Origin of the sequence: Moraxella bovis (genome assembly GCF_025985205.1) — a bacterium.
Classification (GTDB): Bacteria; Pseudomonadota; Gammaproteobacteria; order Pseudomonadales; family Moraxellaceae; genus Moraxella; species Moraxella bovis.
On the sequence record NZ_CP087840.1, the window covers coordinates 2,430,800 to 2,447,573 of the forward strand.

19 protein-coding genes are annotated in these 16,774 nt (G+C 44.2%); 5 read left to right on the plus strand and 14 right to left on the minus strand.

Annotated elements, in window-relative coordinates; genetic code table 11:
• Positions 1–4: 4 nt before the first annotated feature.
• The 3 genes from LP107_RS12375 to LP107_RS12385 form a co-directional block, all read right to left on the minus strand.
• Positions 5–679 carry a type III secretion system chaperone family protein gene (locus tag LP107_RS12375; protein ID WP_078275205.1) on the minus strand — a complete coding sequence of 225 codons (675 nt, stop codon included), beginning with the start codon at positions 677–679 and terminating at the stop codon, positions 5–7.
• A gap of 284 nt (positions 680–963) precedes the next feature.
• Positions 964–1,362: a hypothetical protein gene (locus LP107_RS12380; protein ID WP_078275207.1), complete on the minus strand. Its 399-nt coding sequence runs from the start codon at positions 1,360–1,362 to the stop codon at positions 964–966.
• A gap of 44 nt (positions 1,363–1,406) precedes the next feature.
• Entirely contained in the window at positions 1,407–1,646 is a 240-nt protein-coding gene (locus LP107_RS12385; protein WP_078275208.1) for a hypothetical protein, read from the minus strand.
• Positions 1,647–1,810: 164 nt separating this feature from the next.
• Here LP107_RS12385 and ccmA point away from each other — a divergent pair, with 164 nt between their 5' ends.
• Both ccmA and LP107_RS12395 read left to right on the plus strand, forming a co-directional pair.
• Complete coding sequence (gene ccmA / locus LP107_RS12390) at positions 1,811–2,413, plus strand: heme ABC exporter ATP-binding protein CcmA (RefSeq protein WP_078275209.1); 603 nt, start codon at positions 1,811–1,813, stop codon at positions 2,411–2,413.
• On the plus strand, positions 2,410–3,069 hold the full coding sequence (locus LP107_RS12395; RefSeq protein WP_264676076.1) for a heme exporter protein CcmB: 660 nt from the start codon (positions 2,410–2,412) through the stop codon (positions 3,067–3,069). The genes ccmA and LP107_RS12395 overlap by 4 nt, the downstream gene beginning before the upstream one ends.
• A gap of 30 nt (positions 3,070–3,099) precedes the next feature.
• Here the strand turns inward: LP107_RS12395 and LP107_RS12400 are convergent, their stop codons facing one another.
• Together LP107_RS12400 and tsaD are read right to left on the minus strand one after the other, a co-directional pair.
• Positions 3,100–6,297, minus strand: coding sequence for a type ISP restriction/modification enzyme (locus tag LP107_RS12400; RefSeq protein ID WP_264676322.1), 3,198 nt, complete (start codon positions 6,295–6,297; stop codon positions 3,100–3,102).
• Between the two features lie 51 nt (positions 6,298–6,348).
• Complete coding sequence (gene tsaD, locus LP107_RS12405; protein ID WP_078275212.1) at positions 6,349–7,398, minus strand: tRNA (adenosine(37)-N6)-threonylcarbamoyltransferase complex transferase subunit TsaD; 1,050 nt, start codon at positions 7,396–7,398, stop codon at positions 6,349–6,351.
• A 220-nt stretch (positions 7,399–7,618) separates the two neighbouring features.
• Here tsaD and coaE point away from each other — a divergent pair, with 220 nt between their 5' ends.
• Positions 7,619–8,266 carry a dephospho-CoA kinase gene (gene coaE / locus LP107_RS12410; protein WP_115369352.1) on the plus strand — a complete coding sequence of 216 codons (648 nt, stop codon included), beginning with the start codon at positions 7,619–7,621 and terminating at the stop codon, positions 8,264–8,266.
• A gap of 312 nt (positions 8,267–8,578) precedes the next feature.
• On the opposite strand, the gene lysM is transcribed toward coaE, so the two are convergent.
• The 6 genes from lysM to LP107_RS12440 form a co-directional block, all read right to left on the minus strand.
• On the minus strand, positions 8,579–9,070 hold the full coding sequence (gene lysM, locus LP107_RS12415; RefSeq protein WP_078275213.1) for a peptidoglycan-binding protein LysM: 492 nt from the start codon (positions 9,068–9,070) through the stop codon (positions 8,579–8,581).
• 406 nt (positions 9,071–9,476) lie between these two features.
• Positions 9,477–9,710, minus strand: coding sequence for an acyl carrier protein (acpP, locus tag LP107_RS12420; RefSeq protein ID WP_029103911.1), 234 nt, complete (start codon positions 9,708–9,710; stop codon positions 9,477–9,479).
• 157 nt (positions 9,711–9,867) lie between these two features.
• Positions 9,868–10,596, minus strand: a complete 729-nt coding sequence (fabG, locus tag LP107_RS12425; RefSeq protein WP_029103912.1) for a 3-oxoacyl-ACP reductase FabG — start codon at positions 10,594–10,596, stop codon at positions 9,868–9,870.
• Positions 10,586–11,533, minus strand: a complete 948-nt coding sequence (fabD, locus tag LP107_RS12430; RefSeq protein ID WP_078275226.1) for an ACP S-malonyltransferase — start codon at positions 11,531–11,533, stop codon at positions 10,586–10,588. Before fabD ends, fabG begins: the two co-directional genes overlap by 11 nt.
• Positions 11,534–11,819: 286 nt before the next feature.
• A complete protein-coding gene (gene rpmF, locus LP107_RS12435) occupies positions 11,820–12,002 on the minus strand; it encodes a 50S ribosomal protein L32 (RefSeq protein WP_029103914.1) in 183 nt (60 codons plus the stop codon).
• Between the two features lie 174 nt (positions 12,003–12,176).
• Positions 12,177–12,728 carry a YceD family protein gene (locus tag LP107_RS12440; protein WP_078275214.1) on the minus strand — a complete coding sequence of 184 codons (552 nt, stop codon included), beginning with the start codon at positions 12,726–12,728 and terminating at the stop codon, positions 12,177–12,179.
• Positions 12,729–12,838: 110 nt separating this feature from the next.
• Between LP107_RS12440 and LP107_RS12445 the strand changes: the two genes are divergently transcribed.
• On the plus strand, positions 12,839–13,519 hold the full coding sequence (locus tag LP107_RS12445) for an elongation factor P hydroxylase (RefSeq protein WP_078275215.1): 681 nt from the start codon (positions 12,839–12,841) through the stop codon (positions 13,517–13,519).
• A gap of 69 nt (positions 13,520–13,588) precedes the next feature.
• Positions 13,589–14,137: a Sua5/YciO/YrdC/YwlC family protein gene (locus LP107_RS12450; RefSeq protein WP_078275216.1), complete on the plus strand. Its 549-nt coding sequence runs from the start codon at positions 13,589–13,591 to the stop codon at positions 14,135–14,137.
• Between the two features lie 94 nt (positions 14,138–14,231).
• Here LP107_RS12450 and minE read toward each other — a convergent pair whose 3' ends face one another.
• The 3 genes from minE to minC form a co-directional block, all read right to left on the minus strand.
• Positions 14,232–14,507, minus strand: coding sequence for a cell division topological specificity factor MinE (gene minE, locus LP107_RS12455; RefSeq protein ID WP_029103917.1), 276 nt, complete (start codon positions 14,505–14,507; stop codon positions 14,232–14,234).
• A gap of 1 nt (position 14,508) precedes the next feature.
• On the minus strand, positions 14,509–15,324 hold the full coding sequence (gene minD, locus LP107_RS12460) for a septum site-determining protein MinD (protein ID WP_078275217.1): 816 nt from the start codon (positions 15,322–15,324) through the stop codon (positions 14,509–14,511).
• Between the two features lie 449 nt (positions 15,325–15,773).
• Positions 15,774–16,607 (minus strand): septum site-determining protein MinC, encoded by an 834-nt coding sequence (gene minC / locus LP107_RS12465; RefSeq protein ID WP_078275227.1) that lies wholly within the window; start codon positions 16,605–16,607, stop codon positions 15,774–15,776.
• Between the last annotated feature and the right edge of the window lie 167 nt (positions 16,608–16,774).

Sequence of the window (16,774 nt, forward strand, 5' to 3'; positions counted from 1 at the left end):
AAGATTATTGGGCGGTGTGGGTGGGCAGAAAAAACGTCCGCTTTTCATCGTCCACAACCGCCTTTATCTCATCGCCCACGTCCACATAATCCCCTGCAAACTGGCTTGGCTCATCGTCCGCCAGCACGAGCGTCATAATACCCCGAGCCACTTCGGTAAGTCCTGCCAGAGCTTGTAGATAACAGCCGAGCGATTTGTCGGTTAATGGGTTAAATTCCACGTCAAAGGCAATCTTGGCACGCACTTCGCCGTCTGTGGGGTCAAACTCAATCCCACCAAAACTTACGTTCATGTTCATCTTGGCAATCTCCATAAGCATGGCGGTATAATGACTCACAGGCACGCTGTCGTCTAATATGCCAAATGCCGAGACAAGCTGATTGTCCTCGTTGATACGAAACACGCACGTCCAGTCGTTCTCACGGTCGGTAAAGCCCATGATAAGATGATGTGTGTGTCCGCCGTCATCAGGTGAGCGGTGGTCGTATTTCCAGTCTTGTTTGTCAAGCCATGCCATGATGTCACGGGTTATGGGGTGCGATGTGGGCTTGGCGGTGGGAGCGGTTAGGATTTGTTTGGATTTGGCGGTTTTTAGGGTGTCTTTTGCCTTGTCCACTACTTTATCCGCTGTCGTGTCGGAATTGGGTTTTTTAAATAGACTTTTGATTTTTTTAAACATAAGATTGCCTTGGTTGTATTTTAAGAAGTTGTATGCCTAACGAGCTTGATATTTACCGCGGATTTGTAGGGGTGTGCTGAGCACACCCTTTGATGACATTACCGTACAAGGCATGCTCAGCACGCCCCTACATCCACACATCATTGCGTCTGTAATAATTTTAAAATTTCTTGGGCGTATTTCAAGAATTAGCATAACAAAAAATAAGGGAATTAAAAAGCATTATTTGGGGTTTTTGGAGATTTTTCAATTTGACAAATTTTAACAAGGCATATTTTAAATCATCATTTACTTACTGTTAAATACTGTGGTGCAGGCAACCAAAATGACTTATCATAACGGTAATGGTCGGCACAATCCACGATGATGATACTGTCCTGCTTTTCATGCCAAATAAAGTGTAGCGCCATATCAGACGTGTGATAAAGCCTCGTTAGGCTTAGGCGGTAGGACGGTATGCTAATGTGATAATGCCACAAATGATTGGTATAGGTATAATTGGGGTCGGTTGGCGATAGATTTTTCCAAGACGGACTGATTTTACCTTTATAATGACAAAAAATGGCATGGTTAAATCCATGTTGCTCAACCAAATAAATAAAATCCACAATCGCATTTTGTAAATTGGGCGGAAAATTAGGATATTCTTTTACAAATTCATCGCCAAGTAGAATATCGGTCATAAAAAAGCCCTGTTTGTCATCAGGGCGTATTATATCAGGATTGTTTAGGCATGGTTAATTTGTTTGGCACGGTTTAATAAAAACGCATGAATTTGTGATTTTTCCAGCCCTTTTGGCAAAGCAACCCTATCAGCATGAATGGCTTTATCCATACGCTGTCGGTCTAAGGCAATAGGCGAGTAATCGTCCGTCATATGTTTATCATAATAATATGCCACGATAGACGTGCGTACATATCGATGATGTACGGCATGGGTATTGTCAATGATAGGGGTAAATAACATGAAAAACTCATAAATACTATGCAGTAATGCATATTTTAAACATTTTTAACTGATAACACAGGTTATCATTTTTAATCCCACAAAACAATCATCATTTTTGCCGTCATCATTCAAATTTCCCCCAAAATTTGCTATGATAACACTTTATAATCAAGAACAGCCCCATGACCCATTCAGCAATCCTACAACTACACCAAGTCGCCATTGGACGGGGCGATTTTATCTTGTGCGATGATGTCAATCTTACCCTACACGCAGGCGATGTGTGTCATCTGGTCGGCGAAAACGGACTGGGCAAGACCACCCTACTTAACCAAATCGCAGGACTACTCCCCACCACACACGGCACGATAGAAAAATCCCCACTGGTGTACGTCTCCCATCAGCTGGGTATCAGTCCTGCCTTGACGGTCGCCCAAAATTTACGGTTTTTGTTTTCGCTGTATGATGTACAAGCGGATAATGACACCATTGATACCGCCCTAGACATGGTTGGACTGTATGGCTTGGGCGATACGTCCAGCGTTCAGCTATCAGCAGGACAAAAAAGACGAATCGGACTGGCACGGCTGTTTATCATGATCCCCACCCATGCCCCCTTATGGCTACTTGATGAGCCTTTGACTGCCTTAGATGTGGCAATGGTCGCCAAATTAGAAAAACGCATGGGCGAGTTTGCAAACATGGGCGGAGCGGTGCTTGCCACAAGCCACCAAGCCATGCAAGGGGCAAACCGTGTGCTAGACTTAGCGGAGTTTGCCCTATGAAAGCCCTACTACAACGAGAATGGCAAATCAAACGTCAAGGGATGGTGCAATGGCTCTACCCCTTGGTGCTGTTTTTGCTTATCATCACGCTGTTTCCCTTGGCTATCGGGGCAGAGCCTGCCACGCTGTTACGCTTAGCAAGTTCGGCGGTGTGGATAGCGGTGCTGTTGTCGCTCGTCATGGGCATAGAAGAGCTGTTTCGCCCCGATTTTGACAATGGCACGCTTGCCGAGCTTGTCGTCTCAAACGCCCCACTTGCCACATGGGTAGCCGTGCGGTTGGCGGTGCATTGGCTGTTTAGTGCAGGCTTTGTGGCGGTGTTGTCATTTCTAGCGATACCCCTGTTTGGCTTGCCTATGGGCGACACACTCATGCTTGCCGTCTCTATCGTGGTCGGCTCACCCATGCTTCTCATGCTGTCCGCCATCGCAAGCTCGCTCACATTGACCCTAAAAAACGGGGCGGCACTTGTGCCACTCATCGCCCTACCCATGCAACTGCCTGTGCTGATTTTTGCCACAGGGGCGGTCGATTTGCACGCCACAGGGCTAAATGGCTTGCCCATTCTTGCCATGCTCGGGGCGGGCAGTATTTTGGCGGTGATGATAACGCCTTTTGTGATTGCAGGGATATTAAAAATGGCGTGGGCGGATTGATTCACGCCAACTGCCCACGCTCTACGCCACTCATGACAAAGTCAAAGCCTCATCAATCACTGGCATGATTTGGGCAGTCTTAGATAACGCCACAATTATCCGCCCATAATGGCGAATGTCGTGGCGAGTTAATGCCCTGTCTTTTCTGTCTTTTAGCCATTTTTGTGCAGGCTGATAACCGCCAATATAAAATTCCCACGCCAATTTTGGCACTTTATCAAAATATTGACTGTCATTAATATAAACTTTGCCCGTTGTTTCATTATCGGGGAAAAATTTAATTTTACCCACCACATTATCGCCCACCACAGGATATTCGGTAATTGGCGTGTCCAATACTTTGGCGGTCATTAAATGTAAGGCTCTTAGTTCACCGCCCAGTGTCGCCAATTTAAAAAACTCATCGCTATTTTTGGGATAAGGAATGCGTGGAAAATCAATTTTCAAAAACTCTTGATAAGTTTCACGATAAGTTGGCGAATGCAATACCGCATAAAGATAATCCAATACTTGTAAGGCGGTAAATTGTTTATCATCGCCATTTTCTAATACAAACTGCAATTTTAAAGCGTTTTCCAATTTCTTTAAAATTTCTGGGTTAAAATTGGCAGATTTTTCTAATTGACTTTCGTTATTTTTGTTAAGGGTTGGGAAATATAGGTAAAGGGGAGCAACATAATCTCCACCTTGCATTCCTGCTCTTGACCAACTTCTAAAATCAATAATATTTTTTGTTACCGTCGCAGATACAGAATTTTCTTCTGCATTACCCAGTTTAAAAACCAATCCAATATTATTACCAATTAAAAAATGTTGCATAACTTCATTTCTACTTCTTTCAATCATTAAATCGTGATAATAAATTGAACGAATATCAAATGGGCGATAAACATAATTTTCAATAAATTTTTCATTAAAATTACCAATTTTTTGCTTTACTTCGTCAATTTTCCAAGTTTTATTCTCTTTTAAATCATACATTCTTTGAATTTTTTCTTTATCCAATTCAAAAAAATCTTTGATTCTTTTTTCTAAAATTGACTTTTCGAAATCAATAACAAAGCCATCTCTTGAAGTTACTATACCAACATTATTTAGCAAAAACAAATCATTAACTGCAAAACCTTTTTCATAATCTTTTTGCAAACCAAAATCCTTTTTAACCATAAAGTAATTAGGAGCGTGATTTTCCAATAAATTAAAATCAATATCCGCCAAATTGTTTTGCGTTAAAAAATCATATTTGACTTCTCGTTTGCCATATAAATCATAATGATACACTTGGGCAAGTTCGTCTTTTTTCTTTTTACCTGTTTTGATAAAAATATTGATAGAAACGCCCTGCATAATATCAAACACATTTTCATCTATACTGCCATCTGGTGCAGTTTCTTTCTTTTTGGCATTGCCGTGCAAATCAATAGTATAGATTTTATCAAAGGCTTGTAGCAGACTATAACGCACTCCCCTAAAAGTCGGATTATCCAAAAATCCGTGCGGATTGATAAATGCCAATACGCCACTGTTATTTTTTCCAATAAAATATTGCCCATAACGGATAAATTTGACATAATCATCATTTATCCATTTTGGGTTTTTCTCTTTTAGTTTCTCTTTACTATTAGGTTCTTTTTTATAATCGTCCATTAAATTCATAATCCATTCGCCTTTATTGGCACTTTCGCCACTATAAGGCGGATTGCCCATCACCACCATCACAGGCGTATCTCGTTTGATAAAGTTGGCTTCGGTTGCTTCATTGGATAGCCAACTGGTAAATAGCGTACCTGTATCAGCATGGGACTCTTCTAGGCTATTGGTCAGATAAATTCTAAAACGCTGACCTGTTTTATTTGGCACATAACCCGTTTCGGTTAATAACAAATCCAATTGCAAATGTGCCATCGCATAACTTGCCATTAAAATTTCAAATCCATTTAAACGGGGAATCAAATCATTTTCCACATAAGACGACCATACGCCCTGCTGTCCGGCAAATTGCGTATTGTGAATATGCCGAACCACCGCCGATAAAAATGTGCCTGTACCTGTGGCAGGATCTAAGATTTGGACTTTGTGAATATCCTTTTTCTCACGATAAATACCATCTTTGTAACGAGCGTCTTTGGTTTGACTTTTGACTTCAATGGTGGTTTTACTGTCGTCCGCCAAACCGTCCATTAAACCAAATTCATTTTTTAACACATCGTCCACCGCCCGCACAATAAAATCCACCACAGGAGCAGGGGTGTACCATACACTCCGAGCCTTACGCAGTCCTGAATCATATTCACTTAAAAAAGTTTCATAAAAATGAATGATTGGTTCGTTGGTTTTGGTACTTTTGCCATAATCTTTTAAAATCTCTTTGATATTGCAATGCAAAAATACTTCCGCCAAACTGTCCACAATCCATTTAATACGGTCATCAATATTCACCCCAGAAATATAACTAAACAAATTACGCAAAAATGGATTGGATTTTGGGATAAGTTCCATCGCTTCTTGACGAGAAAAAGTATTTAAACTATTATCATGCAAACGAGACGCAAATAACCCATAAGTAATGGTTTGGGCATAAACATCGGCAAAGCCTTTATTGCTAATGTCGTGAATGAGAATTTGTTTAAAGCCTTGCATTTGGTCGTGCAAACTGCTGTTATCGTGATTCTCATCATCACTATTTAAGGCTTCCTCAATCACATTTGCCAAAAGACGGGCTTTGCTCGCCATCATTTCAGCAAGTTTTTTGGGACTTTTAATGGTTTGGGCGGTCGTTTTAACAAAATCTTTAATCAGATTTTCAAACAAACTGAAATTATTTTCTAGGGCAATGATTTTGTTGTTTTCAACTTTACCAATCTCAATGGATTGTTTTAATTCACCATTATGATAAAAATGAAAAGTTAAATAATCGGTAAAAATTAAATTGGGCAATGACGATTTATAACGGTCAAATTGGGCTTTATTGCCTGTTTTCTTTTCACCCAATAAATCTTTATCGCCAATATCTTTGGCTTCAATAAATCCTACCGCAATGCCGTTTTTCTCAATAATATAATCGGGTGCTCCACAGGCTTGGCGTTTTGGTTCGTTCATGACCACATAATCAGCCGGCAATATGCCTGCCAATAGGTTTTGCAAGTCGCCACGAAAAGTATGTTCGGTAGATAACCCTGTGGCAAATTTGGCATTAAGAGCGTGAATATAAGCTAAAAACATAGAAATTCCCTGATGAATGTTAAGTGTGTGATTTATATCTCATCAAATAATGGACAACTAGTGGTCGGTCAGTGGGGCAATTAACGTCTCCATACTCCACCGTGGCACGCACGCCACCGACAAATCATCCGTCTGCCCCATGCTAAGACGGCAATACCCTGCATAGGCTATCATCGCCCCGTTATCAGTGCATAGGTGCAAGGGAGCATAATGCACGCTCGCCCCCATTTTGGCAAGGGCGGTCTCCAAATGCGTGCGTAGGCTCGCATTGGCGGACACACCCCCTGCGATGACAAGCTGTGTTAGCCCTGCTTGTTTTAGGGCTTTGGTGCATTTTTTGACGAGTGTATCCACCACCGCATACTGAAAACTTGCCGAAATGTCCGCCCGCACCACAGGGTCGTCATTACTTCCTTTAGTGTCCTTGATGAGATTATGCACGGCTGTTTTCATGCCACTAAAACTAAAATCCAGCCCCTTACCCATCATCGGACGTGGCAAATCATAGGTATGGGGGTTACCCCCTTTGGCAAGTCTCTCCACGTTTGGCCCCCCAGGGTAAGGAAGCCCTAGCATTTTGGCGGTTTTATCAAAACACTCGCCCACCGCATCATCAATGCTCTCGCCCAAGATCTCATACCGCCCCACGCCGTCTGCTCGCACCAACATGGTATGACCACCCGAGACGAGCAGACAGACAAAAGGAAAATTAACCCCCTTATCATTTTCTATCATCGGAGCCAGCAGGTGTCCTTCCATGTGATGAACGCCAATGGCGGGCACGCCAAGCCCATAGGCAAGCGTCCGCCCAAATAAAGCTCCTGTCATGAGCGCCCCAATCAGCCCCGGCCCTTTGGTGTAGGCGACCGCATCAATGTCGGATTTGGCGATATTTGCCTTATCCAGCAGCTCATTAAATAATGGTACAAGTTTACGAATGTGGTCTCTACTGGCAAGCTCAGGCACAACCCCGCCATAAGTGGCGTGTAGCTCAATCTGGCTATATAACACTTGGGCAAGCACCCCACCTTGACCGCCGTTTAATTCACTGTCATAAATGGCAAGCCCTGTCTCATCACAGGACGTTTCTAAACCTAATACTTTCATGATTTCTTTTCCAAAAATTTGGGGTATTATAGCATTTTTATTTATCGTGAAAGAATTTAAAATTTGCCACCTTGATAAGGGCGAATGTGATTCACCCCTACACGCCCGTATTGCAAAAAACATTTTAATTAAGTAATGTTAATCATTTTAATGTTTAAATTCATTGAAAAATTTATCAAGCTATGTTAATTTTACATTTTTAACTAAATCCCACACCAAAATGCCAAACACCCCCAAATCCCCCTTTATCATCGGCTTAACAGGCGGTATCGGTAGCGGAAAAACTGCCGTGAGCGACCATTTTGCCACGCTTGGCATAGATGTGGTAGACGCTGATGTCATCAGCCACGCCATCACCGCCAAAGGCTCACCTGTGTTAGACGAGCTTGCTCACGCCTTTGGGGCGGATATTCTCACGGACGGCGTGCTTAACCGAACTTACCTGCGTGAGCTTGTCTTTGCTGACCCTGCCAAACTTGCCACGCTAAACGCCATCACCCACCCTGCCATACGCACCCAAATCAAGCATGAGCTTGACCACGCCAGTAGCCCCTACGCCATATTATCCGCCCCGCTTTTGTTAGAGAGTATCAAGGGCGATGATAAGGGCTTGACCGCCCTTTGTGATAGGATTTTGGTTGTGGACGTGCCGACAGAGTTGCAAGTTCAGCGAGCTGTCAAGCGAGACGGACAGGGCGATAAGGACATTTTGGCAATCATTGATAAGCAAATAAGCCGAGATATACGCCTATCCTATGCCGATGACGTGATAGATAATTCAGGCAGTTTGGATAATTTATACCGCCAAATCAATGCGTTACATCAAAAATATCTGGCTATGGCAAACGATTTAGCAAAAGACAAATGATTTAAAAAAGCACCTTGTAAGCAAATGCTTACACGCATTGATGACATTGGCGTATTTTCTTAGAGGCTAGATTTTGGCATAATACACCCATCAGCAAGGAGATGGCAAATGGACAAGCCAACATGGATGACTGCTGATATCATGGAAGCCCTTATGGATAACGCAAGTAGCAAAACCCCTATAAAACCACAAACTCCCCCAAGTTTGTGGTTTTGTTTTATGGTTTCATGCCATTATTAACTTTTAAAATTATCAGCACACCAAAAATAAAAAAGACAAACATTGAAGTTTGTCTTTTTTATGGGTCAGTTATTACGCAGGGATACGCAACACTTGTCCCACATAGATTTTGTTAGGGTCAGATAACAGTGGCTGATTCGCTTCAAAGATTTTATTGTACTCATTGGCGTTGCCGTACATTTCTTTGGCGATTTTAGATAGGGTATCGCCTGATTTGACGGTATAAAAACGAGACTCAGGCTCAGGGGTTGCTACGGTTAATTGGTCGTCCACTTGGGCAACGTGCTGAACGTTACCTGCGGCAAGTACCGCTTTTTCACGGTCGGCTTGTGAAGCGGCGGTACCTGACAGCACCACCGTGTCAGTGTCGCCATTGTAGCTGACTTTTAAGCCGTCAATCTTGGCATTCGCTTGCACACGAGACAGTAGCAAGTTGGCAATCTCTTGGGCATTTGGCTCAGCAGGAGCTGATGGTGTCGCCGCAGGGGCTGGGGCTGACTCTTCTTTTTTGTTACGGTTAAATACTTTATCGCCGATGTCTTTGGCAAAACTAAAAATACCCATGATGGCTCCTTATTTGAATTTGATAGAAAGTGTGTTGACGTTTAGATGATTTATCCAGCAACCATCCTTAAAACTCCTTAATATCTTAGTATAAAATGATAAAAATTTGCACTGCATTTATGCGTAAAATTGTTATACTTATGTAGGGCTTGCCTGCTCTTTATAACACATTTTAACATTTAGAAATTTCATAGAAATAAAATGGTGTTTTTGCATGAAAAATGGCTAAATCTTGTGGCTCGAAGGCAAAAACTCGTTTGATAGAATGACTATCAAACTTCACTTTTTCCTTGAAAAACGTGCGATTTTTCTCATTTTTCATTGCAAATACAAAAGGCAGGCACGCCCTAATAAAAAAACCACTTTTTAAAACTAAAAAGTGGCGTGTGTTTGACTTCTACCTAATTTACACTTTGGCAGACACGTAGTCAATGGCTTTTTGAACAGTGGTTAGCTCAGCTGAATCTTCGTCAGGAATGGTAATACCAAACTCATTTTCAAACGCCATCACAAGCTCCACTAAGTCAAGAGAGTCTGCACCTAGATCGTCCATGAAAGACGCTGCATTGTTAATCTCGTCAGCATTTAGGCTAAGTTGCTCGGCAACGGCTGCTTTTACTTTGGCTTCGATATCGCTCATAAGAGTATCCTTTTTAACATGGGAATTTAGGAAAATCAGCACCAATCATTTGATGACTGAAAACTTGTGTATGATAAAACATTTTTGTCATTTATGCAAGTGCTATTAGTACGCTCGTTCACAAATTTACATAAAATCGTGACATACACGTGACAAATCACATGTACATGCCACCATTGACCGCCAACACTTCGCCTGTGATGTAGCTTGCCCCATCACTTGCCAAAAACGACACCGCTGCGGCAATCTCCTCAGGCTGAGCCATACGCCCAAGCGGTACAGCATCTAGCATAGAGTTTACCAAACGCTCGTCTAGCTCTTCGGTCATGTCCGTCTCGACAAAACCAGGGGCGACACAGTTTACCGTAACCCCACGAGAGCCAATCTCACGAGCCAACGCACGGGTAAAGCCTTCCACGCCTGCCTTGGATGCGGCATAGTTGGTCTGACCTGCGTTACCCATCTGCCCGACCACGGATGTGACGTTGATGATACGTCCAGAGCGGGCTTTCATCATGCCACGCACCGCACGGCGACTCATGCGATAGATGGCGGTTAAGTTGGTATCAAGCACGCTCGCCCAGTCTTCATCTTTCATACGCATGAGCAGACCATCTTTGGTAATGCCTGCGTTATTGACCAGTACATTGACCGAGCCGTACACGCTGTCAATCTCTTCAAAGAGTTTATCAATCGCCGCATCATCACAGACATCAAGCACACGCCCGATACCCCCCGACTCGGACAGATACTCTTCTATCGCTTCCGCCCCACGCTCGCTGGTGGCGGTACCAATGACAAAATGCCCTTCACTGGCAAACTGCTCGGCAATGGCACGCCCGATACCACGGCTCGCCCCTGTGACTAGGATAATCTTACGACTCATGTAATTGCTCCAATTTTTCTAAACGTGCTAATTTGTCCGTTGGCAAAGCGACAATCGGTGTCTCTTGACGTTTGGCAAGATTAGATAGGACATTGCCCGGCCCGCACTCAATCACAACATCGATTTGTTTATCGGCAAGTTTTTGCATGGTTTGTGACCACAGCACTGGCATAGAGAGCTGTTCGGTGAGAGCGGTCTTGATGTCGCTGACATGCTTATGCACTTGGGCATGACGGTTTTGGATGACAGGGATTTGGGCGGTGGCAAATTCGGTCGCATCCAAAAGTTTTGCCAATGCGTCGCTGGCAGGGTTCATGAGCTCACAGTGTGACGGCACAGAGACTTTGAGTGGCACCGCCTTTTTGCCCAGTGACTCTACCGCTGACAGCACATGGCTCACACCCACTTGTGTGCCTGCAATCACCACTTGTCCGGGGCTATTAAAGTTGGCAGGACCCACAATGCCTGCGTTTTCGGTAGCATCTTCGCACAGACTGGCAACCTGCTCATCATCTAACCCCAGCACCGCCGCCATCTGCGTGTCTATCCCTGCCACCGCCCCTGTCATGAGCTTACCACGTTCATGCACGAGCTTGACCGCATCTGTCAGGCTAAGCACGCCACTTACCACCAGTGCCGAGTACTCACCGAGCGAATGCCCTGCCAAGCACAACGGTGTTATCCCCTGTGCCGAGAGTTTGTCTTTGACAATCTGCCAAATCGCCACGCTCGCTGTGAGCAGAGCAGGCTGAGTAAATTCGGTCTTATTAAGACGGCTCTCATCATGGGTTATCTCCCACAAATCCACGCCCAACGCACCACTTGCTTCGTCAAACGTAGTCTTTACCACACTAAAATGCTCGGCAAGCTCATCCATCATGCCAATGGTCTGCGACCCTTGACCAGGAAAAATCACTGCCACACGTTTTGTTGTCATGTTACACCATTTTTTATCAAACATTCATCACGCTGATGAACGTATCATTTTACCATAAAAAATAAACATTTGTTTACAAATTATCGATTAAATTTACAAACAAATTTTTTACAATTTAATGTCTAATAACCATTTTTATAAAACAGCTCTTGTTTAAAGCAAACTGCACCATAAAAGCAGGCAAATCCTACTGATAGCCATCAATAATTTAAAATAAAAAAGCCAAGCTCATGCGATCATGGAACTTGGCTTAGGCTTGGTTTTTACAAGGTAGAAACCAAACAAATTAGCTTTCGGCGGCTACTTTAAATAGCTGACGACCACGGTAAAAACCGTCTTTGGTCGCATGATGGCGAATGTGTTTTTCGCCAGTGGTAGAATCAATGCTTAGAGTGGCAACGCTGATACGGTCGTGAGAACGACGCATATCACGGCGTGAACGGCTTTTGCGGTTTTGTTGAACTGCCATGATAGCTCCTAAATAAAGTACGGCAAATGACTGCCAAATTTAATGAAAGTGGGTATCTGTGGCGGTAGCATCATTTTTCGCCTAATCAAATGGGTGCAGATACATTAAACGCCCTATTATACCAAAAATTTGACATTTTAAAAGCCCATTTTTGCAAAATTTACAAAATATTGCTTAGCCCGACAGTTTACCCTTTAACTGCCCCAACACAGCAAAGGGGTTTTCGGCAGGTTTGTCCGCCACATCGCCCACGCTGTCCGTGTGCATGTCGCAGTCGTCATGGCGTGGCGAGAGCGGAATGGCAAGCAGTAGCTCATCTTCTAGCATGTCCGCCACAGGGAGTATTTTTTTGCCATTGGGACAAATCTCATCTAGCAGGACATAATCTGCCGTCTCATCTAGGGCTTCTAGGTAGCCAATCTTGTTTTCGCTCTCTAAGATTGCCATGCGGTAATTGCCCGAGACATCCACAGGCATGGAGTCAAGACAGCGTTGGCACGCCACGGACAGCACCGCTTTGACATCATAGGTTAGCCACAGGATTTTGTCCTGTCGGGCGAGCGTCAAGGCAACGCTTAGCACATCATCACTAGCGATAACCTGCCCTGCTAGACGTGGCAAGGCAGTCACAGGAACATCGCCCTGCCATGTAAAGCCGATGTCTGCCCATTTGTCAAAGGCGATGTTTTGGGGCAGTGTGGCTGATTGGTGCGTGGGTGCGGTCATCTTGTCATCATCATAAAAATTTGGCTTATTATTTCATAAAACCTGCCAAAATTCACGCAAAATTTGTGGGGCGTGGTATAATTTTTGTTTTTAGATTTAGATAACGCCCCATGAGTACCACTGATTTTAGCAGGCTGGGTCTGCACGCTCAAACACCACTTTGGCAAGCCTTTTACGATGACAAAGCCATACAGGCGTGCGTGGCGGACGTGTGCCGTTTTGATGAGACGTATCGCACGCTAAAACGGACGTGGCAAACTCTAAGCGATGATGAACATGAACAGACCGACTGGCTCATCGCTCTATTTAATCATCTCTATCAGTACAGTGCCATGCCGACCCTGCTCGTGCGTGGCGAGAGCGAGCCTGAGTACTTTGCCAGCAAAGATGGCATGCCTGCTCGCATTGAGTTCGCTCACGGGTTTTTCCAAAGTGCGTTGCATGAGATAAGCCATTGGTGCGTGGCAGGGGCGACACGCAGGGGACTTGATGATTTTGGCTACTGGTATTGTCCTGACGGGCGAGATGAGATGACCCAACGGCAGTTTGAGAAAGTAGAAATCAAACCCCAAGCCATTGAATGTCTGCTGTCATTGGCGTTGGGGCGGTATTTTTATGTCTCAGCGGACAACCTAAATGCCGACTTTAACACATCAAACAGCACCTTTGCCATAGACGTGTACACCCAAGCTCATGCCTATTTGCAAAATCCACACGCACCATCTCACCCCTTATCCAAAGACGCCAAACGCCTGATTTGGGTGTTTTTAGACATAAATATGGCAAGGTAGGGGTTGATTTGTAAATATCATTTACCCCACAAATCCATCTAACACATTATCAGTTTATAAGGACAATCCATGAAAACACTCTATATCCATCCCGACAACCCCCAGCCCCGCCTGATAGATGAAACGGCAACTGCCTTATCATCAGGCAAAGTCATCATCACACCGACCGAGTGTGGCTATCGTTTCGCCTTTGGGATGAATGCCAAAGGCGCCTTTGAACGTTTGGTGCGTCTGGGACTAGATGAGTCCGATTTGCTACTGGTGTGCCAAAACATCAGTCAGCTGTCGGACGTGGCGGTCGTGGCAAATGATGCTTTTCGTACCCTAAAAAGCGATTTTATACCCCATCACGCCTTTGTCTTGGAGCCGACCAAAGTGATCAATAAAAAAATCATCAGCAAAAAATCGCTTCGCTTTACCACGTCCGCCACGCCCGTGATGACGGCACTGTTAGAGCAAATTGGCGAGCCGTTTTTCATCGCTCCACTCGTCTATCAAGGCGAGCCTGTCAGCGAACATTATGACATCACGGACAAATTAGACTCACAAGCAGACATTTTTGTGGATGTGGGCGTGATTGATGATATTGAGATAAGCGTGGTTGATTTGATGGATTAGGATTTATTTTTAAAATCCAAACCTTAAAACTCAATAATGCCAATTTTAAAAAAACAAAAAGGTGCAAATCGCACCTTTTTATCTGCCCTGCCTGTTATTTACGGTCGGGCAAATTGATGTTCATTTCAAGCACATCAAGGCTTTCTTCATGACGCTGTTTGATATTAACATCGTCAATCTGTACGCCACTGATGAATTTATTAACCACCGCCAAAATCTCACGCTTCATCTCATCCACACGCTCGGGGGTTAGGCGAGTGTTTAGGCGGTCGTGGCTTGCGACGATGACTTTTAGGCGGTCTTTGGCGATAGACGCACTGGTTGGCTCATCGCCCCCACCAAATAACGTACTCCAAAATCCTTTTTTCATATCAGCCCCCGAACAACTTAGCAAACAAACCTTTCTTTTTGACATCAATGTGACGCAAAGGACGGTTTTCACCCAAGAATCGTGCCACGATGTCATCATAGCATTGACCTGCTGCCGAGTCTTTAAAATAAATGACAGGCTGACCGTGGTTTGACGCTTCTAGCACGGCATTCGACTCTGGAATGACACCGATGAGTGGCACTTTTAGAATGTCATTGGCAATGTCATCAATGCCCATCATCTCGCCGTGGGCGGCACGCTCTGGGTTGTAGCGAGTAATAATGAGATGTTCTTTGACGCTACCACCTTCTTCGACACGTTTGGTGCGAGACTGCAAGATACCGATGATACGGTCAGAATCTCGCACGCTGGACACTTCTGGGTTGGTGACAATCAAAGCTTCATCGGCGTGATACATGGCAAGCTGTGCCCCACGCTCAATCCCTGCCGGACTGTCGCAGATGATGTAGTCAAAGCCCAGCTCATCAGACAGCTCTTTCATGACCACCGCCACGCCTTCATCGGTTAAGGCGTCTTTGTCACGGGTCTGTGACGCAGGCAGAATGTACAGATTTTCTTGCTGTTTGTCTTTGACCAGTGCTTGTGAGAGCTTGGCATTACCACTGATGACATCCACAAAGTCATAGACAATGCGGTTCTCACAGCCCATGATAAGGTCAAGGTTACGCAAACCCACATCAAAGTCAATGATGACCGTCTTATAACCACGCTCTGCCAGACCTGCCCCAAAAGACGCACTGGTGGTGGTCTTACCCACACCGCCTTTACCTGATGTTACTACGATGATTTTTGCCACAGGGCAACTCCTTATAATTTGGTATTGCTACATTTAGTAATTTAGCAATTTAAAATATTTTACACTCAACTGTCTTTTTTATCATTGCTGTTATTTTCACCCTATTCATCAATGATTTGCTACCAGTCAAGATTTAGAAAAAATTTATCTATTTTACCATAATTTTAGAACATGTTGAACTTTTGTATTTGCAATGAAAAATGAGAAAAATCGCACGTTTTTCAAGGAAAAAGTGAAGTTTGATAGTCATTCTATCAAACGAGCTTTTATTATGAAAAACATCCGACCACTTAATCTGATAAATCTTGAGATTTTAACTTAATTTTAAAAATTAAGTGGTCGGATAGCCATTTTTCATGCAAAAACATCATTTTATTTTTTAAACTTTCCAAAATGTAAATCGTGTTATAAAGGTTTAACATGCCCTGAACAATGATAAACCAAACCCATCATGCCATGAGCGTAAAGATAAGCCCTTTGTCTTCATCATAGCTGACTTGCACCGCCTTGTCTATCATCTCAGGCGGAATGGCGTCGCTTAGGCAGTAGGTGCCTGCTACCGAGACCAGCGTGGGGTTGAACTTTTGGCAAAAAATACGGGCGTGTTTGTCGCCTGTCGCCCCTGCCACCAGTCGCCCCTGCCCATGCCCATAGATGTGCAAACTGTTGTCAGTAATGGCTTCTGCCCCTTTATTGACCCCACCAATAACAATCAAATCACCGCCCAAATGTTGCAGGCTCTGACCTGAGCGAAGCATTTGGCTGTGTACGCTACTGGTGACGCCCTGCTCTTGTTTGGAGGTGTTATCGGCAGTGTCCAGCCCTAGAGGGGCGGTTTGAGTTTGGGTGGCGGTCGCTTTTTTTTGGACTACGGGCTGATTGGCGGACTCGCCTGCTTGTCCTGATGGCTTAGCTTCTGATGACTGAGTTTCTTGTGATTGGGCATTATTTACATTGTCCGCCTTTATGGGGGTGGGACGTGAATCGGTCGGCTTGATACGCTCCATGCGTTTGCCATCGGCAGGAAAAGTCGCCAGTCGCAGGGCGTTTGCCTGCTCGCTTAGCACGCCATCAACCACGCCTATCGGCTGTACGCCCATCTGCCACAACATCTCAACCAATGCCGACAAATCAAGCTTACACTCACTGTCTAGCACCACAGGCACGGACGTGTTGTCTTTTAATAGAACACTTAGTTCATCTTGAATGGCGGTCAGGTCGTCAGTGTGCAGTTTTAGACGGCTAAAACTGAGCATTTTGCCAAATAAAGTAATCGGTTTCATAACATCATCACCTAAAATTTTGCCAATTTTACCACTTTTTTGGTGTTTTGGGGCAAAATCATCGCCTTTGGGTGGCGATTTTGGTATTTTTGGTGATGAGTGGCGTGGGTTTATTTGGCAAAATGATGAATTCTTTGCCTCATTCTCACTTTGTATCAATGATTGAT